Annotated in this window: 17 protein-coding genes; 13 read left to right on the top strand and 4 right to left on the bottom strand. The window is 56.6% G+C overall.

Annotation, left to right across the window (positions count from 1 at the left end):
* Positions 1–22: 22 nt before the first annotated feature.
* The 13 genes from pcaD (at position 23) to CUC55_RS13340 (ending at position 14,359) form a co-directional block, all read left to right on the top strand.
* Complete coding sequence (gene pcaD / locus CUC55_RS13280) at positions 23–820, top strand: 3-oxoadipate enol-lactonase (protein ID WP_103088157.1); 798 nt, start codon at positions 23–25, stop codon at positions 818–820.
* Positions 821–823: 3 nt separating this feature from the next.
* The gene (pcaC, locus tag CUC55_RS13285; protein ID WP_103088158.1) at positions 824–1,237 is read left to right on the top strand and encodes a 4-carboxymuconolactone decarboxylase; all 414 of its coding nucleotides are present in this window, start codon (positions 824–826) and stop codon (positions 1,235–1,237) included.
* Positions 1,234–1,974, top strand: coding sequence for a protocatechuate 3,4-dioxygenase subunit beta (gene pcaH, locus CUC55_RS13290; RefSeq protein ID WP_103088159.1), 741 nt, complete (start codon positions 1,234–1,236; stop codon positions 1,972–1,974). The genes pcaC and pcaH overlap by 4 nt, the downstream gene beginning before the upstream one ends.
* Entirely contained in the window at positions 1,975–2,595 is a 621-nt protein-coding gene (pcaG, locus tag CUC55_RS13295; protein WP_103088160.1) for a protocatechuate 3,4-dioxygenase subunit alpha, read from the top strand. It begins immediately after the preceding gene.
* A gap of 8 nt (positions 2,596–2,603) precedes the next feature.
* The gene (locus CUC55_RS13300; RefSeq protein ID WP_067648045.1) at positions 2,604–3,656 is read left to right on the top strand and encodes a 3-carboxy-cis,cis-muconate cycloisomerase; all 1,053 of its coding nucleotides are present in this window, start codon (positions 2,604–2,606) and stop codon (positions 3,654–3,656) included.
* Between the two features lie 213 nt (positions 3,657–3,869).
* Entirely contained in the window at positions 3,870–4,091 is a 222-nt protein-coding gene (locus CUC55_RS13305) for a hypothetical protein (RefSeq protein ID WP_103088161.1), read from the top strand.
* Between the two features lie 39 nt (positions 4,092–4,130).
* Positions 4,131–4,691 carry a type 1 glutamine amidotransferase domain-containing protein gene (locus CUC55_RS13310; protein ID WP_067648051.1) on the top strand — a complete coding sequence of 187 codons (561 nt, stop codon included), beginning with the start codon at positions 4,131–4,133 and terminating at the stop codon, positions 4,689–4,691.
* Positions 4,692–5,426: 735 nt separating this feature from the next.
* Positions 5,427–6,107: a sugar transferase gene (locus tag CUC55_RS13315; protein WP_067648054.1), complete on the top strand. Its 681-nt coding sequence runs from the start codon at positions 5,427–5,429 to the stop codon at positions 6,105–6,107.
* A gap of 126 nt (positions 6,108–6,233) precedes the next feature.
* A complete protein-coding gene (locus CUC55_RS13320; protein WP_103088224.1) occupies positions 6,234–7,505 on the top strand; it encodes a polysaccharide biosynthesis/export family protein in 1,272 nt (423 codons plus the stop codon).
* A gap of 7 nt (positions 7,506–7,512) precedes the next feature.
* Entirely contained in the window at positions 7,513–8,778 is a 1,266-nt protein-coding gene (locus CUC55_RS13325) for an O-antigen ligase family protein (RefSeq protein ID WP_067648060.1), read from the top strand.
* A gap of 127 nt (positions 8,779–8,905) precedes the next feature.
* Positions 8,906–9,667: an ImuA family protein gene (locus CUC55_RS13330; protein WP_103088162.1), complete on the top strand. Its 762-nt coding sequence runs from the start codon at positions 8,906–8,908 to the stop codon at positions 9,665–9,667.
* A complete protein-coding gene (locus tag CUC55_RS13335) occupies positions 9,582–11,099 on the top strand; it encodes a Y-family DNA polymerase (protein WP_103088163.1) in 1,518 nt (505 codons plus the stop codon). The genes CUC55_RS13330 and CUC55_RS13335 overlap by 86 nt, the downstream gene beginning before the upstream one ends.
* Positions 11,096–14,359 carry an error-prone DNA polymerase gene (locus CUC55_RS13340; RefSeq protein WP_103088164.1) on the top strand — a complete coding sequence of 1,088 codons (3,264 nt, stop codon included), beginning with the start codon at positions 11,096–11,098 and terminating at the stop codon, positions 14,357–14,359. The genes CUC55_RS13335 and CUC55_RS13340 overlap by 4 nt, the downstream gene beginning before the upstream one ends.
* Before the next feature lie 12 nt (positions 14,360–14,371).
* On the opposite strand, the gene CUC55_RS13345 is transcribed toward CUC55_RS13340, so the two are convergent.
* The 4 genes from CUC55_RS13345 to CUC55_RS13360 all read right to left on the bottom strand — a co-directional run bounded on the left by CUC55_RS13345 (position 14,372) and on the right by CUC55_RS13360 (position 18,668).
* Positions 14,372–15,103: a FadR/GntR family transcriptional regulator gene (locus CUC55_RS13345; RefSeq protein WP_103088165.1), complete on the bottom strand. Its 732-nt coding sequence runs from the start codon at positions 15,101–15,103 to the stop codon at positions 14,372–14,374.
* 21 nt (positions 15,104–15,124) lie between these two features.
* Positions 15,125–16,105 (bottom strand): galactofuranose ABC transporter, permease protein YjfF, encoded by a 981-nt coding sequence (gene yjfF / locus CUC55_RS13350; protein WP_103088166.1) that lies wholly within the window; start codon positions 16,103–16,105, stop codon positions 15,125–15,127.
* Positions 16,102–17,145, bottom strand: a complete 1,044-nt coding sequence (locus CUC55_RS13355; RefSeq protein ID WP_082760236.1) for an ABC transporter permease — start codon at positions 17,143–17,145, stop codon at positions 16,102–16,104. The genes yjfF and CUC55_RS13355 overlap by 4 nt, the downstream gene beginning before the upstream one ends.
* A complete protein-coding gene (locus CUC55_RS13360; RefSeq protein WP_067648078.1) occupies positions 17,145–18,668 on the bottom strand; it encodes a sugar ABC transporter ATP-binding protein in 1,524 nt (507 codons plus the stop codon). The genes CUC55_RS13355 and CUC55_RS13360 overlap by 1 nt, the downstream gene beginning before the upstream one ends.
* Between the last annotated feature and the right edge of the window lie 8 nt (positions 18,669–18,676).

Consider the following 18,676-nt stretch of genomic DNA (forward strand, 5'->3'; position numbering starts at 1 on the left):
ATCGCCGGCGGGAGGAATNCGCATGCAATTTTTATTGTGCGATCAGCGGGCGATACACTACCGCGCAATCGGTCTGGATGGGGCTAGGCCGGTCATCGTTTTTATCAACTCGCTGGGGACTGATTTTCGTATCTGGAATGCGGTCATGGATGCCCTTGGAGATGGTTACGCTTACGTCTTGCACGACAAGCGCGGCCATGGTCTGTCAGACACGGGGAACACACCTTATTCCATAGACGATCACGTCGATGACCTCGCTGCACTTCTGGATCACCTCTCCGTAAAACAAGCCATTGTCTGGGGCCTTTCCGTTGGCGGTTTGATTGCTCAGGGACTTTACGCACGTCGCCCTGATCTTACGCGCGCTCTCATCCTCAGCAACACCGCTCACAAGATTGGCACCGCCGAGATGTGGAGCGATCGCATCGGCAAGATTGAACGTGATGGCATCGCGCCGCTGGTGGATGGTGTGATGGAGCGCTGGTTTACCCCCGCATTTCGCAGCTTAGACAATGCCGCCTATCTCNGTGCGCGCACCATGCTTGCCCGTCAGGATGCGTCGGGCTATGCCGCCGCCTGTGCTGCCATTCGCGACGCGGATTTTACCGAATTGGCTCGACAGATTGCGGTGCCGACGCTTTGCATCGCTGGCGATGGCGACGGATCGACACCGCCGGAACTGGTCGGTGAGCTTGCGGCTCTGATCCCCGATAGTCGCATCGCCGTCATAGAAGATTGTGGGCATATACCCTGTCTGGAGCAGCCTGTTGCCTATGCGGCTGCTGCCGAGGCTTTTCTCAAATCCTTGCCGGAGTTTTGACGCATGGCCGATACCGATAAGAACGGCAGGTTCGATGCCGGAATGNAAACCCGTCGCGAGGTATTGGGGAATGCCCATGTTGACCGCGCACAGGCGGCAGCGACACCATTCGATCAACCCTTTCAGCAACTGATCACCGAATCCGCGTGGGGCAACGTCTGGTCGGGCACGCAGTGGACGAAGCGGGAGCGGTCCATGGTGACGATTGCTCTGCTGGCAGCGTTGGGTCAGGATGAGGAGGTGGCCATGCATGTGCGTGCCACGGCCAATACCGGTGCAACGGAAGAGGATATCCGCGAAGCGTTGATGCATGTTGCGATTTATGCCGGTGTTCCCGCCGCCAACCATGCTTTCAAAATTGCCAAGAATACGCTTGCGGAGATGCGGGCCGCCGCGTTGCAGGAGGAAAAGAAATGACCAACACACCGCCGGAAACTGGACCTTTTTTTGCCCGAGACCGCAGCATTCACCCGCCCGCTTTCGCGCCGGGATACAAGACCTCCGTTCTTCGCTCGCCGCAACGTGCCCTCATTTCACTGGAATCGACCAAAAGCGAAATCACCGGCCCTGTCTTCGGCCATAGCATGCTCAACCCGCTGGATAATGATCTCATCCTCAATTACGCCCGCCCCGGCGAAATGCCGATTGGCCCGCGTATTCTGGTCCATGGTCGAATTCTCGATGAGCGCGGCAAGGGTGTGGATGGTGCGCTGGTGGAATTCTGGCAAGCCAATGCCGGCGGGCGGTATCTCCACAAGAAGGAGAGCTATCTGGCAGCGGTCGATCCGAATTTCGGTGGCGTTGGCCGCACCGTCACCGATGCGGATGGCTATTACTGGTTCAAGACTATCCAGCCCGGAGCCTACCCATGGCCCAACGGTGTGAATGACTGGCGTCCGGCGCATATCCANTTTTCCGTCTTCGGTCATGGTTTTGCACAACGCCTGATCACCCAGATGTATTTCGAAGGGGACCCGATGATCTGGCAATGTCCGATTGTCAAAACGATCCCGGATAAGCAGGCCATCGAGCGGTTGGTCGCAGCACTGGACATGACCAATGCCATTCCCATGGATATGCGCGCCTATAAATTTGACATCGTGCTGCGCGGTCGTCGGTCCACCCTTTTTGNAAACCGCATGGAGGGTAATTGAATGGTTCAGCCACTTCATTACTTCAAGGAAAGCGCTTCACAGACCGCCGGTCCTTATGTCCACATTGGCTGTACGCCCAACTTCGTCGGTATCAACGGCATCTTCGCCGAAGATCTGGGCTCGGGCGCATTATATAATGAGAGTGCCAACGGCGAGCGCATCACCATTCGCGGCACAGTATACGATGGTGGCGGTAACGCGCTGAAGGATGCGCTTATCGAAATCTGGCAGGCGGATGCGGATGGGCTTTATAACAGCCCAAGCGAAACACGCGGCACGGCCGATCCGAACTTCTCCGGCTGGGGCCGGTCGCCCGGCGATATGGACACGGGCGAGTTCGTGTTTGAAACGATCAAGCCGGGCAAGGTGCCATTTAAAGATGGACGCTGGATGGCGCCGCATATCACCTTCTGGATCGTGGCACGCGGCATCAATATTGGCCTGCACACGCGCATGTANTTTCCGGAAGAAATCGATGCCAATGCGACCGACCCCATTCTGGCCCGCGTCGAACACAAGCCACGGCTCGCAACGTTGATCGCCAGGAAGGAAGGAGAGGGCGCATATCGCTTTGACATTCATCTTCAAGGCGACAGCGAAACGGTCTTCTTCGACATTTGAGATGTAAAATGAGCTTTTCCCCTTTCGAGCATCCGTTTTTGGCCGGCCTTTTTGGTGATACTGAAATCGGCGCGCTATTTTCGGCAGAAGCTGATGTCGCCGCGATGTTGCGGTTTGAATGTGCGTTGGCGCAGGCGCAAGCCGCAACGGGTGTGATCTCGAAAGAGGATGCCGCGCAAATCGTTGCGGGCATTGCAAGCGTATTGATCGATGGAGACGCCTTGCGCAAAGGTGTCGCGAAAGACGGTGTGGTTATCCCTGAACTGGTACGGCAGTTGCGGCTTGTCGTGAAAGGGGAGGCTGCGGCAAAGGTACATTTCGGTGCGACCAGCCAGGATGTCATCGACACCAGCCTGATGTTGCGTTTGAAAACAGCCACTGAAATTGTCGCAGTGCGCTTGTCCGCAAGCATTGCAGGGTTGGAAAGCCTTTTAGAGCGAGACGGTGCCCGGCCTCTTATGGGCTACACCCGCATGCAGGCCGCCATCCCCATGACGGTTGCCGATAAGGTACTGACATGGCTTGAACCCTTGAAGCGGCACCGAGAGCGCCTTGTAACGTTCACGCATCATGGCTTTGCGCTTCAGTTTGGCGGGGCCGCCGGTACTCTGGAAAAGTTTGGGGACAAGGGAGACGCGGTTCGCGCTGAACTCGCCAAAAGGCTCGATCTGTCCGATGTCAGGCAATGGCAGAGCCAGCGTGATGTCATCGCTGATTTCGGCCATATCCTGTCCCTCATCACGGGGTCTCTCGGNAAATTCGGACAAGACGTCGCTCTGCTGGCACAGCTTGGCGAAGAAATCCGTCTCTCAGGCGGCGGTGGCTCGTCTGCCATGCCGCATAAGCAGAACCCTGTGCTGGCAGAAACGCTGGTGGCGCTCGCGCGCTTCAACGCCGTGCAGGTGTCGGCACTGCATCAATCCATGGTGCATGAGCAGGAGCGTTCGGGTGCGGCATGGATGCTGGAGTGGCTGGTTTTGCCGCAAATGGTGGCGGCAACCGGAAGCTCGCTCTTGTCTGCTCGGCGCCTTATAGGTCAGATTGAAACCATAGGTTCCTGATCGTTCCCTGACATTAGAAATCTANTTTTTAGGAACCATTGTCCAAGGGGAGAGTTCATTTGGCAGGAGACGCACCGTGTCAAACGGACGCGATGGTGCCGAAGAACATCAGGATTTTTCCGTTTTCTCTTGATGGCCAACGAAATGGCAGACGAGCTTCTCACCCATCCGGTGCTCTCCAACCTCGCTAGGTTCCGTCAATGGAGACAAGACATGGAAAAGACCGAAACGCGTAAGCTTGCGGAAGAATACATGCTGCTTGGCGGTACCCGTCAGGTGATGATCGACGACAATNAAACATTTGTTCGTCAGTACGACGGTGAACCTGAGGAGGCGGAACGCTTCTGGCAGGAGAAAATCGCGGTGCTGGAAAAAGCTCGGATAGAAGATGTCGAGTTTTTCTTGCCCTCCGTGAATTCCGACGAGGCCACTTGAGCCTCCGACTTTAATAAATCCAATAACAGGAGAAAAGACATGACAGCAATTAATGCTGCTAAGATCGTTATTCTTGCGACTGATGGGTATGAGCGTTCAGAACTGCGCGTCCCCTATGACCAGTTGAAAGCCAAAGGTGCCGACGTGAAAATCGCGTCGATCGAAAACGGCGAAATCAAAAGCTGGGATGAAAAGAACTGGGGCGATGCCGTCAGCGTCGATCTTCTCGCGAAAGACGTTCGTGTTGAAGACTTCGATGCGCTCGTTCTCCCAGGCGGTCAGATCAATCCCGACGTTTTGAGAGCCGACGACAGCGCGATGCGTGTGGTTCGTGACTTTGTTGCGTCCGGCAAAGTCGTCGCCGCGATTTGTCACGCACCTTGGCTGCTGGTGGAGGCGGACGCTGTAAAGGGCCGACAGATGACGTCCTATGGCTCCATCAAGACGGACGTCAAAAATGCGGGTGGCATCTGGAAAGATGAGGAAGTCGTTTGTGACAAGGGTATCGTAACATCCCGTTCGCCAGATGACCTCGACGCCTTCGTTGCAAAGATCGTCGAGGAGGTCGAAGAGGGCCGCCACGACCGACGTGCGGCATAGTTTCAAGCCAATATCATCATCGCAAAGAGCCGCCATGCAAATGGCGGCTCNTTTTTTGCCTCATATAGTGCACCTTAAATGCACTCGTCTGNTTTCATGCATAGCTTTGATTTTCGAAATTGGGNAAAGAGGGAAAGGAATCACGCTTATTTCATTGGCGTAAAGGCTGTTCAGCGCATATGAGAACTCGCCGTGTATTATTAAGAGCTATGCAAATTCAATATGCCATTATTTAGCCATATTTGGGTCACGATTGCGTCTAGTTTTGCCACGGAAACCGGCTATTGCGCAGACAAGATTAATTTTTCTTCATAAAAATACAGACATTGCTTGTCTTTTTGAGTGTGCGTTGCCGCAATTTTATTGCGGTGCACAATAGGTTTTTCGGGCTTTTAAGCTTTGGTTTTTGCCGACATGAACTTGGAATCATGCCTTGGCGGAGAACGCTATAAGACTACATCCAATGTAATGCTCCTGCCAATACATGAGTAGACACAAGCTTTCCAAGCGTGAAGCAAACGGCAGGTGGCCTCGTTGTTGTTGTTCAATCGATTAATATTGTCGACAGTTCTTTTGTGAGTATTTCTGAGGTCCAGCCCAGCCGAGACTAAGGCGCCCTGCCTCACNAAAAATTCNAAACCATCAAATTCTGGTCACAGCCTTGCTGTCTCATCTAGTCTCATTGATGCGCCCAACGGGTACCGACCATCGCNAAACATAAATGGAGTTTCCTCTATGAAGTCCGCGACTCGATCGGCTGTTTCGCCGCTTAGTAGCTCAGACGATACCGACCTGAGCTTTCCAATCGGAGGAATCGCTAAACGCAGCTTTGACGTTTCGTCAGCCCTGCTAGCAATCCTCATTCTTAGCCCGATCTTTTTGATGATCATGGCTATGGTNAAATTCTCTGACCGTGGTCCCGCATTTTACGGGCACCGCCGTGTTGGCCATAATGGACGCATGTTCCATTGCCTCAAGTTCCGCACCATGGTGATGAACGGCGATGAAGTCCTGCGTCAGTACCTTGCAGCTAATCCAGAAGCTGCCGAGGAATGGAAAGCCACACGCAAACTCAAGAACGATCCACGCGTCACTGCTATTGGTACCGTTCTGCGAAAGCTCAGCCTTGATGAACTGCCGCAGCTCATCAACATCATCCGTGGTGAAATGAGCGTCGTCGGCCCGCGCCCGGTCGTGGACGAAGAGCTGAACTACTATGAAAGCGCTGCTTCCTATTATCTTAGCACGCGCCCAGGTCTGACCGGCCTCTGGCAGATCAGCGGTCGCAACGACGTGTCCTACAAGGAGCGCGTTGATTTCGACACGCAATATGTGCGCAACTGGTCCATGATGCAGGATGTTTCTATAATCGTNAAAACCATTCCCGCAGTTTGCATGTCCCGCGGCAGCTACTGAACCAATTGCCTGGCTCGGCGTTTTTGACNAAATGATATTGCGGCCACACTGCGTGGCATTTGCGACCGGCCCCCAGGCTGGTCGTGATCCGGTCGCGGTTTTGCGGTCGTAAATATGGAGTTCAAGATGGTTGGCACTGCCACCGGTTTTTCTAAGAATGTCGCGTCACGCAAGTTTTTTGCGCTTGCTGTTACAGCATCGCTGGTTCTCCTCGGTCCCCTCCATGCATCCGCGCAGGAAAAGCAATATCTTCTGGGCACTGCCGATAAGCTTCGCATCCGCGTTGCCGAATGGCAGCCTGCCGATGGTACGATCCGTAACTGGGACGTCATCAACGGTGATTATTCGGTTGGCGTATCAGGCTCTCTCTCCCTTCCGTTCATCGGCCAGCTGGACGTGGCCGGTAAAACAACGGGTCAGGTGGGCGAAGAAATTGGCGCGCAGCTGCAAAGCAAGTTCGCGCTTCGCAATCTTCCATCCGCCTCTGTCGAGATTGCTCAATTCCGCCCTGTCTTCCTGACAGGCGACGTGCAGACACCCGGCGAGTATCCTTATGCGCCCAACGTTACGGTCCTCAAGGCCGTCAGCCTTGCTGGCGGACTGCGCCGTTCCGATGCCGGCCAGCGCTTTGCACGCGATTTTATCAATGCGCGTGGCGATGCCGCCGTCTATGATGACCAGCGAGGCCGCCTTCTGGCAAGGCAAGCACGTCTTCAGGCAGAGGTGCGCGGTGATACGGAAATAGCAAAGACGCCAGCACTTGNAAAAATCCTGAACATCGATGCTCTCCTGGAGAGCGAAAATGCTCTCATGAAGTCGCGTAGCGAACGTTATACGCTTCAGTTGAAGGCGCTGACCGATCTCAGGCAGCTTCTGGAAACGGAAGTCGAATCCCTGCAAAAGAAATCCGAGACTCAGAACCGTCAGCTGCAACTGGCCAATGAGGACAAGGAAAAAGTAAACCGGTTGAACGAGCAGGGGCTTGCCCTTGCCCAGAGGCGTATTTCCGCCGAAGAGCGGGCTGCCGAAGTGGAGTCCACGCTCCTCGATATCGATACGTCGTCGTTGCGCGCCAAGCAGGATATCAACAAGGCGATGCAGGACGAGATCAATCTTCGCAACGACTGGGTGGCCCAGCGCTCCAAGGAATTGCAGGACACCGAGGCCGAATTGCAGAAGCTCAACCTGCAGCTTGGCACAAGCCGCGAGTTGATGTCCGAGGCGCTGGCGCAGTCGGCAGAAGCCATCCGCTTCGATCCAACGGGCAAATCTGCATCGATTACCTATGTCATCGTCCGTGAAGAAGGCGGCCAGTCGAAAGAAATCAAGGCGGACGAAACCACACCCGTTCAGCCCGGGGATGTGATAAAGGTGTCATCAGACGTTCTGATGCAGTGAGGTNCGCATGCGGATTGCCAAATCAGCCCTGATCGACCCGGATAGAAACGGCCTTTATGGAATGGCAGGGGTGGCGCTGTCATTCTTCGTCTTCGCCTATTCATCCAAGTTTGGCATGGTTTCCATTCTTGCTTATTACGCCGTGTGGTTTCCGCTCATCGTTGTGGATTACCGCCGGGTACTGGGCAATTATACGCGTTATCTCTGGATTTTCGGTTTTGGCATTCTGGCCGTTCTGTCCAGCTTCTGGTCGGATGCCATGTCCACCACCATGCGCGCCTCCATTCAATATATGACGCATATCGTCTGCGCACTCATCGCCATGCGCGTCATCTCGATCACGACACTGACCCGCGGTGCTCTCATCGGCATTATCGTGGTTCTCTTGTATTCCATGCTGTTCGGCATTTATCTTTTTGATGCGCTGGATGGCACGTTCAGTTTCGTCGGTGCTTTTTCTTCCAAAAACCAGCTTGGTTTTTACGCTTCTCTCGGAGTCATCTTTGCCGCGTCATCGGTGCTGGTGTTGCGCCAGCGCGACATGATCTGGCTTGGCATCGCCGGAATGGCAGGCCTGCTTTCCGCTTATTGCCTGCTTGCATCGCAATCGGCTACGTCGGTGATTACAACGGCTGCCGTAGTTGCGCTCATCATCGGCTTCATGCCCATGGGTATGTTGTCTCCCGGCAATCGCAAGATGATCTTTCTTGCCCTGGTGGGCGTCGGTGGCCTTCTCGTCGTGGTGGCCTTGCAATTTGGCTTGCTGGATGCGGTGCTGGGCATTTTCGGCAAGGACTCGACGCTAACAGGGCGCACCTATCTATGGCAGCAGGGCATCGAGGCAGCGAAAGCATCTCCCATTTTGGGCGTCGGCTACCAGGGCTTTTGGGTTGTGGGCTTTTATGATGCCGAGCGTTTATGGGACGATTTCTTCATCACCACGCGCAGCGGNTTTCACTTCCACAACACCTATATTGAAACCGTCGTGGAAAATGGCTTCGTTGGCCTGGCGCTGCTGGCTATCGTTCTTTACGGCACGCTCTTAGGGCACCTGCGTTCGGTGCTGGTCCGCAACCGTGATCCGCAGGGGCTTATCCTCTTTGCTCTTTGCGCACTGTTCGTCGTTCGCTCTTTCGTGGAAATCGACATTATCTTTGCCTATCAGATTGGTTCTTTCCTGCTGTATTACGCAGCCGGAAAACTGACGCTACCACAGCGCGTGGCTGCAGGTGCCTTCTCTGGCGTGGCCATGCGCCCCGTGGCAGGGCGCTGACCTCTCAACAGGCGTCCTTCGTCTTATCCACAGGACACAGGAAAGCTTGTTGACTCTTTGCTGAAATAGGAACAAAAAGTGAACAATTAGTCTTTCAAAGCGTGAATGCCTCTAAAAGTGTTGTGTCATGCATAAACGCGCCGAACAGTTGGTTGTCGAAGAATTGCGGGAGCGGCTGGAGCGGATCACGCAAGGTCCGATCCGGCATCATGAAAGCCTGCCTTTCGGTATTTCTTCAATCGATGACCATTTGCCTGCGGGTGGCCTGAAGCTGGGCAGCCTGCATGAAGTCACGGGCGGCGGTAACGGCGCGGTTGATGGTGCCGCATCCGCCTTGTTTTCCGCCGGCATCGCCGCACGGGTAAAAGGCAAGATTTTATGGTGCGTGACCCGGCCTGATCNTTTCATGCCAGCATTGACTCAGGCAGGCCTGTCTCAGAACCGGCTGATCATCGTAGAGTGTCGCGATGAAAAGGGCGTGTTGGACTGTTTCGAAGAGGGCCTGCGCTGCAATGGCTTTGGTGCTGTGGTGGGAGAGGTTTCGAAACTGCCGATGACCACGTCGCGGCGTCTGCAACTGGCGGCGGAAGGGTCCGGTGTCGTGGGCCTTGCAATTCGTCGCTGGCGTCATCCATCCGGTGCAGTGGAATTCGGTCAGCCAACGGCTGCCGTAACGCGGTGGCGAATTTCGGTGCGGCCCTCCACACCTTTGCCTGTGCAGGGTGTGGGCAGGGCACGTTGGTTTCTGGAGCTTTTGCGCTGTCGTGGCGGTGAGTGTGCCGATTTTGAAGTGGAAGCCTGTGATGCAAAGGGTCGTCTCGCTCTACCTGCCGACATGGTCGACAGACCGATACCGCAGAGCGCTTGGCAAACAAGCGCCACCGCTTGACCGCCCGGTGGTGATGATCACCAGACAGGGAAGTCGCCGTGTCATCGCGGCGCAGGATGTGGCTGCAGCAGCAGTAGGCTTGCGGCTTGGCATGCCCGTCAGCAAGGCGCAAGCCATCATTCCTGGTCTGATTGTTGAAGAATTGCAGGTGGCCGAGGATGCCAAAGCGCTGCGAGACCTTGCCTTCTGGTTCCTTCGCATTTACGCGCCCGTCGTCGCGCCCGATCCGCCTGACGGTCTGGTGCTGGATACGACAGGTGCGGACCATCTGCATGGCAATGAACACTTGATGCTGACAGGCATGATCAACCGCCTGCATGGACTTGGTTTTACGGCCCGTGCAGCCATTGCCGATAGCTGGGGTGCCGCGCACGCGCTTGCCCGTTTCGGCCGGGATGAAGCAACCATCGTGCCGCCGAATGGTGCATTGGGTGCGCTCACATCTCTGCCCTTGGCAGCCCTTCGCCTTGAGCCTCGGGTCGTGGCTGATTTGAAAGTCCTGGGCTTCCGTAGCATCGGAGAGTTGATGGCAACGGCGCGGGCACCGCTCACCCTGCGGTTCGGCCCGGAGATCGGGCGCAGGCTGGATCAGGCCCATGGTCTGCTGTCCGAACCTATCGCGCCCATCCGCGTGCCGGAAATGGTTGAAGCCAGCAGGTTCTTTGCCGAGCCGATTTCGGCTGCCGAGACTATCGCGCGATATACCGACAAGCTTGTCCGTCAGCTCTGTCTTGGCTTGGAAAAGCGCGGTCTAGGTGCGCGCCGGGTTGATCTGCTAATGCACCGGGTCGATAGCGGTATACAAGCCATCCGCGCCGGAACCTCCAGACCGGTGCGCGATGTCAAGCAACTGACACGTCTTTTGACGGACCGCATCGACACGATAAATCCCGGTTTTGGCATCGAGAAAATGACCCTGACGGCCACCCACGCGGAAGCGCTGGTGCTGGGGCAAGCCCGCTCGACTTTGCTGGATGATGCGAAAGCCGATATTGGCGAAACGGTGGATGTCATCATCAACCGGGGCCATAAGGTCTATCGTTACGCGGCTGTCGCCAGCGACGTGCCCGAACGTTCGGTCCAAGTGGTTGCCGCACAGTCCGCCGATGATACTCTCGGCTGGCCTGATCACTGGCCACGCCCTGTTCGCCTGCTTGCCCGGCCAGAGCCGATCCAGACAATGGCACTGCTGCCCGATCATCCGCCCAAAAGCTTCACATGGCGCGGCACAAGGCGCCTGGTGAAACGAGCCGATGGGCCGGAACGCGTGTTCGGCGAATGGTGGAAACGCGACCGCGAGCAGGCCGCCGTTCGCGATTANTTCATGGTGGAGGATGAGGCAGGTGAGAGGTTCTGGANTTTCCGCTCCGGTGATGGCGAACACGCCAATACCGGTTCCCAAGGCTGGTTTCTGCACGGTATATTCGGATGAGCGATGATATCAGCTATGCCGAGCTTCAGGTCACCTCGCATTTTTCTTTTTTGCGGGGCGTAAGCTCTTGCGATGACTTGTTTGCCCAGGCGAAAGCGCTCGGGATAGAAGCGCTGGGCATCGTGGATCGCAACAGCCTTACCGGCATCCCGCGCGCCTTTCAGGCTGCGGNAAAAACAGGAATCCGGCTCGTCATCGGGTGCAGGCTTGATCTGGAAGACGACATCTCCGTGCTGGTCTATCCCACAGATCGGGCCGCCTATGGCCGTCTCTGTCGTCTGCTCACCCATGGCAAGAAAGCGGCGAGCAAGGGNAAATGCCATCTGAAATGGAGCGATCTGGTTGCCTATGGTGAGGGGTTTTTGGTCATCCTGTTACCGGACCTTGCTGATGATGCCCTCTCCATTCGGCTGCGACGGCTGAAAGCGGANTTTGGTGATCGAGCCTATGTGGCCATGAGCCTCCGCCGTCGTCCGAACGATCATGTTCGGCTGTATGAACTATCGAACATGGCAGAGCGTGCAGGCGTTGCCACCGTGGTCACCAATGACGTGCTGTTTCATGAACCGGAACGGCGCATGTTGCAGGATGTTGTCACCTGCATCCGGCACAATTGCACCATCGACGATGCTGGTTTCCGTCGGGAGCGGCATGNCGACCGCTACCTGAAACCGCCACAGGAAATGCATAGGCTGTTTTCGGCCTATCCGGGCGCTTTGAGGCGAACGCTGGAGATCGTGCGGCGATGCAAANTTTCGCTCAAGGAGCTCAAGTACCAATATCCCGAAGAAAACACCGTGCCGGGATTGAGTGCGCAGCAAGCACTTGAGAAATGCGTATGGGACGAAGTGCCGGTNAAATATCCTGATGGTCTGCCCGAAAAGGTTGAGAAGACCCTCAAACATGAGCTGGCCATCATCGGCAGGAAGAAATATGCGCCCTATTTTCTCACCGTCAACGCCATCGTCCGTCAGGCGCGGAAAATGGACATTCTTTGTCAGGGGCGCGGCTCCGCAGCCAATTCCGCCGTCTGTTTCGTACTTGGTATTACCGCCATCGATCCCGAGGAAAGCGACCTTCTGTTCGAACGTTTCGTCTCCGAAGACCGGGATGAACCGCCGGACATCGACGTTGATTTCGAACACCAAAGACGGGAAGAGATCATCCAGTGGATTTACAGCCATTACGGGCATGACAAGGCGGCGCTGTGTTCCGTGATCAGTTGTTATCGCGGAAAGGGTGCCATTCGCGATGTCGGCAAGGTGCTGGGGCTACCCGAGGATTTAACCAAGCTCATGTCTTCGCAAATCTGGTGGTGGACGGAGGATGCGGGCGNAAAGGAAGCTAAGGACCTCAACATCAACCTGAATGACCGCCGCGTGAAGCTGGCCTTTGACCTTGCGCGCCAGCTCATCGGTACGCCGCGCCATCACAGCCAGCATCCCGGTGGTTTCGTGCTGACGCATGACCGTCTGGACGAACTCGTCCCCATCCTGCCCGCTGCCATGGATGACCGGCGCATCATCGAGTGGGACAAGGACGATATCGAGGTTGTGGACTTCATGAAGATGGATTGCTTGGCTCTTGGCATGTTGTCGTGCATGCGGCGGGCTTTCGACATGCTGACGGTTCGCAAAGGCGAAAAATTCGAACTGACGAGCATAAAGAATGATGACAAGCCGACCTATGCCATGATCTGCAAGGCCGATACCATCGGTACGTTCCAGATCGAAAGTCGCGCCCAGATGTCCATGCTGCCGAGGCTGAGGCCCCAGGAACTGTATGATCTGGTCATTCAAGTGGCCATTGTGCGGCCCGGTCCCATTCAAGGCAATATGGTCCACCCCTATCTCAAGCGACGCGCGGAAAAGGCGCAAGGAAAGACGATCGAGTACGAGCATCCAATGCTCAAGAAAGTCCTTCACAAGACACTCGGCGTCCCGCTTTTTCAGGAACATGCCATGCGGCTCGCCATTGATTGTGCAGGCTTTTCGGCTAATGAAGCCGACCAGTTGAGGCGGGCAATGGCGACATTCAAGAATGTCGGAACGATTGCCAATTTCGNAAATAAACTGATTGGTGGACTGATCGCCAACGGTTTTGCACCGGAATTCGCCGAACGGCTTTTCGCACAAATCAAAGGTTTCGGCAGTTATGGCTTCCCCGAAAGCCATGCCGCCTCCTTCGCGTTGATTGCTTATGCTTCCGCATGGGTTAAGTGCCATCACCCCGATATTTTCTGTGCCGCCCTTCTCAATTCCCAACCCATGGGTTTCTATGCCCCGGCCCAACTGGTCCGCGATGCGCNAAATCATGGCGTTGTCGTGCGCCCGGTCTGCATCAACACCAGTCGTTGGGACTGTACGCTGGAAGAGGAAGTCGGGCCGGAGCGAAATGCCGTTCGCCTCGGCATGTGCCTGGTCAAGGGGCTGTCCAACAAGCATGCGGGCCGGATCATAGCGTGCCGCGAAGATCGGCCTTTCGTTTCCATCGATGACCTTTGGCGAAGAGCTGGGATCCCATCGGCGGCGCTGGTCGCCCTTGCGGAAGCGGATGCCTTTTTGCAGTCGCTCGGGCTTTCCCGCCGTCAGGCGCTCTGGGACATCAAGGCGCTGCGTGATGAGCCGCTTCCCTTGTTTGCCTCGGCTGCCACGCGCCAGAACAGCGTCATCGCTGAGTTGGACGAGCCCGACGTTGCCCTGCGGCCCATGACGGCAGGCGGCGAGGTGGTGCAGGATTACGGCCATGTCGGCTTGACCTTGCGCCAGCACCCCATGGCGTTTCTGCGTGACGATCTTTCCCGGCGGCGCATCACCACTTGTGCTCAGGCCGTGGCTGCGAGGGATGGACGCTGGCTGGAGGTGGCAGGGTTGGTGTTGATCCGACAGCGGCCGGGTTCTGCCAAGGGCGTCATCTTCATGACACTGGAAGACGAGACGGGTATTGCCAATGCCGTCGTCTGGGTCAAAACCTTCGNAAAATATCGCCGCGTCATTCTATCGGCGGGAATGGTCGGGATTTACGGGNAAATCCAGCGTGAAGGCGAGGTCGTGCATCTGGTGGCCCATCGTGTCACCGATCTCTCGGATGTGCTGAAAAGCGTAGGCGAGAGAGAAGGGCCGTTTCCGTTGCCGCATGGTCGGGGCGATGAGTTTCACCACGGTATTCCGCCCGAAGACCGCCGCCGCCTGCCCAAAAGGTCGGACGTGCTGGAAGATGGAGGTGACCATATAACCGTCAAAGGCCGCAATTTTCATTGAGGCTTGTCGATATCACTCGGCGATTGCGTTCTTGATCCGGTCCTTGCCCACCAGGATGACCTGTCGCATCGCCTTTATGGCAGCATTTTCATCGCGTGCGGCAATGGCGTGGACAATGCGCAGATGATTGGATGCAATTTCCGAAATCGTCTCAGGCGACGATGCGGGCGAGGAGAGCTGGAAGGAAATAGCCAGTGCCGCTTCGATCAGTCCACTGGCGGAACGCATGAAAGGGTTGCCGGAAATGCGGGCGACGGCCAGGTGGAATTCCAGATCGACCTTGGCGATGGTCTCGGGCGTGTGGTTCACATTGTCGAACCGGGCGGCGATGGCGTAAAGGGAGACGATGTCTTCGCTGGAGGCGTGCCGTGCCGCTGCTGCTGCCGCCGCCGGTTCCAGCGCCAGCCGGATGTCGGCAAGATGGTTGATGAATTCGGGGTCCAAACCAGCATCGCACCGCCAGCCCAGAACGTCAGGATCGAAGAAATTCCAGCTGGATTTTTCCAGAACGCGGGTGCCGACCTTGGCTTTGGGCTCCACCAGGCGTTTGGCTGCCAGCGNTTTCATGGTCTCACGCAGCACAGTGCGCGAGACACCGAAACGCAAGGAAAGCTCGGCATCATTCGGCAGAAGAGAATTTTCAGGGATGCGTCCCGATACGATGGCGCTGCCGAGTTCAGCCACGACATGCGCGTGGCTGCTGCGCCGCTTTCGTCCGGTAATCGTCGTTTCCAGCAGCCCCAATAAATTGCTCCGTCGTTATCGTTATGCCGGGTGCGCTCCAGCCAGCCTTCTGTCTGAATACCAGATGATTGTGCGTTGCAACACGATGAATATGAACAGCAGTATGCCGATGACGATTTTCGTCCACCAGGATGACAAGGTACCATCNAAAACGATGTAGGTCTGGATCAGCCCCTGTATCAAAAGACCGACGAAGGTTCCAGCCACAAGGCCGGTGCCGCCCGTCAGCAAGGTGCCGCCGATGACAACGGCTGCGATTGCATCAAGCTCCATGCCAACCGTCGCCAGCGAATAACCGGACGATGTATAGAGCGTGTAGACGATACCGGCGAGGCCGGAAAGAAAGCCCGACAGCGCATAAATACCGATGATCGTCTTGCCGATGGGAACACCCATCAATTCTGCCGATTGCTGATTGCCGCCCAGCGCGTAGATGTTGGCGCCAAACCGCGTCCGGCTGGCAACGATGCCGCCCACGACAAAGACGATCAGCATCACGATGGCGAGCGCCGTCAAACGTCCGCCGCCGGGCACACGGAAGTAGAAGCCCTGGATAGCGTCGATAACAGGATGCGAGATCGGCACGGATTGCGTCGAGATGAGATAGGCTGCACCACGCGCCAGAAACATACCGGCCAGCGTTACCACAAAGGGCGGGATCGACAGGAAGCGGATCATCGCCCCCATCAGGCAGCCGNAAATAGTGGAGATGACGAGCACAGCTGCGAAAGCCACCAGCGGATGGACGTTATATGTTCCAACCAGCACGGCCACGAACACGCTGGCGAAAGCAATGACCGAGCCGATCGACAGGTCAATGCCGCCCGAGAGGATGACGAAGGTCATGCCGACTGCGGCAATGCCGAGAAACGCATTATCCGTCAACAGATTGCCAACCACCCGTGTCGAGAACATCGCAGGATACTGAATGACGCACAGGACATAGGCGACGATGAAAACCGCCAGCGTCGTCAGAAACGGAAGATTGCGGGTGTGGATCATCGCGCCGCTCCCTCATGGTTGACAGTGTGGGGCGGCGTGGCTGGATCCGGTGCCTTGCGTGATTTGGCAAAGCCGATCAGCGTTCCGATGGCTGGGGACTGCAGCGTCAGGACAACGATGATGATGCCGGCCTTGATGATGAGGTTGAATTCCGGCGGGAAGCCAGAGACAAGAATGCCGGTGTTGATGGTCTGGATAATCAAGGCGCCGATCAATGATGCCGTTATGGAAAAGCGCCCACCGTTCAAAGACGTGCCACCGATCACGACGGCCAGAATGGCGTCAAGCTCCAGCCACAGACCGGCATTGTTCGCATCTGCACCTCTGATGTCGGCAGTGACGATCATGCCTGCGACGGCTGCGCACAGACCCGATACGGCATAGACGAAGAACAGCAGAAAACGGGCGCGCACACCGGCAAGGGCGGCAGCTCGGCGGTTGATGCCGGTTGCTTCGATGAGGAAACCGAGTGCCGTTTTGCGCACGAGAATGCCCACCAGCAAAGCTGTCAGCACCCAGATGATGACAGGCATGGGGATGCCGGCAAACACACCGGTGCCAATGGCGGAAAAGCTGTCATCGTTGAACGTCAGAATGACGCCTTCGGTGATGAGCTGCGCGATGCCACGTCCTGCTACCATCAGGATCAGCGTTGCGATGATGGGCTGAATGTCCAGAATGGCAACGAGAATACCATTCCAGATGCCGCAGGCGATACCAACGGCCAAGGATACGACAATGACGACCGGAATGGAGTGACCGTTAGTGATCAGCATTGCCGCAACCGCGCCACAGATTGCGATGACGGCGCCGATGGAGAGGTCGATGCCCTTTGTGGCGATGACCAGTGTCATGCCAATCGTCAGCAGCGCAACCGGTGCTGCGCGAACGAGAATGTCGATGACGCTGCCATAGAGGCGGCCATTCTGGAACGAGACATTGAGGAAGCCAGGCGAAATCACAGCGATAGCGCCGAGGATGATGATGAGTGCGGCAAGCTGGGGAGCCAACCGCTTCAGGCGGGCAGTGATGCTCTTCATCATGCGGCCTCCGTTCTGGCGGCACTGGCAATGGCTTGCATGATGTTGTCGGCGGTCACGTCGCCTCCCTTGAGTTCAGCAACATGTCGACGGTCCGACAGCACGATCACGCGGTGCGCGACAGCGGTCAGTTCTTCCAGTTCCGAGGATATGACGACGAGCGACATGCCCTGCGAACAGAGACGCTCGATCATTTTGAGAATTTCCGCATGCGCGCCGATGTCGATGCCGCGTGTGGGTTCATCGAGAATGAGAAGGCGAGGCTCGGTCGCCAACCATCGCGCCAGAATCGCTTTTTGCTGGTTGCCGCCGGATAGAAACTTGATTGGTCGCTCCCGATCCGCCGGGCGGATATCGAGCGACTTAATGAAGCCATCGGCCAATGCGGCCTTCTGTTTATGAGACAGTGGCCGCATCCATCCCTGCCGCGCTTGCAGAGCGAGAGCGATATTATCAGCCACTGAAAAATCGCCGATAATACCGTCCGTCTTGCGCTCTTCCGGGCAAAAACCGAAACCGTTGTCGATTGCCACTTCTGGCGACGTGATCGCAACCGCCTTGCCATCGATGCTGGCCTGGCCACCATCCGGCTTGTCGATGCCGAACAGGAGAAACGCCGTTTCGGTGCGGCCGGACCCAAGAAGGCCAGCAATGCCAACGACTTCGCCGGGGCGGACATCGAGATCGAAAGGTTCGACGCTGCCGCGTTTGCCATAGCCCTCAAAACGGATCGGAGCTTCGCCTTCAACCACGGTATCTTCGGGTGCCTGCCGGTCATGAGTGACGCTCAGCAACTCACGTCCTAGCATCATCGAGATGAGATCACCGCGTGGCAATTCGGAAATCTGGCGGGTGCCGACAAGCTTGCCGTTGCGCAGCACCGTCACGCGGTCGGCGATGTCGTAAACCTGATTGAGAAAATGGGTAATGATGACAATGCCAAGCCCTTCGGCGCGCAACTGGCGCAGCACGGTAAACAGCATCTCGACTTCATGGCTGTCGAGGCTGGCGGTCGGCTCGTCCAGCACCAGCACCTTGCCGGAGAGATCAACGGCGCGCGCGATGGCGATGATCTGGCGGATCGCTACAGAATAGCTGGACAGCAGGGCATCGACATTGATCGAAAGCCCGTAGCGGGTCAGAAGTTTTTCGGCCCTTGCGCGCATTTCGCGCCGGTCGATCAGGCCGAAACGTCGGGGCTGCCTGCCCAGAAACAGGTTTTCGGCAACGGTAAGATTTTCGAGAAGGTTAACTTCCTGATAGACGGTGCCGATGCCGAGATTTTGCGCTTCCGCTACAGTGGTCGGCGAAATCTCAGCGCCATCAAGACGGATGGTGCCCCGGTCGCGGTGGTAGACGCCGGTCAGAATTTTGATGAGTGTCGATTTACCCGCACCGTTCTCACCCAGCAAAGCATGAACTTCGCCGCGGTTGAGCGATATGTCGACATTATCGAGAGCCGCGATGCCGAGGAAAGATTTCCCTATGGCGCGCGCTTCCAGAAGAGGGCTGGTATCGGGCATGGTCAAGT

Source organism: Agrobacterium bohemicum, assembly GCF_002896715.1.
Lineage (GTDB): Bacteria > Pseudomonadota > Alphaproteobacteria > Rhizobiales > Rhizobiaceae > Agrobacterium > Agrobacterium bohemicum.

Excerpts from the sequence above, each read along its gene's own strand:
- CUC55_RS13360 (WP_067648078.1), bottom strand. The coding sequence starts at position 18,668 with ATGCCCGATACCAGCCCTCTTCTGGAAGCGCGCGCCATAGGGAAATCT.
- CUC55_RS13355 (WP_082760236.1), bottom strand. The coding sequence starts at position 17,145 with ATGAAGAGCATCACTGCCCGCCTGAAGCGGTTGGCTCCCCAGCTTGCC.
- CUC55_RS13310 (WP_067648051.1), top strand. The coding sequence starts at position 4,131 with ATGACAGCAATTAATGCTGCTAAGATCGTTATTCTTGCGACTGATGGG.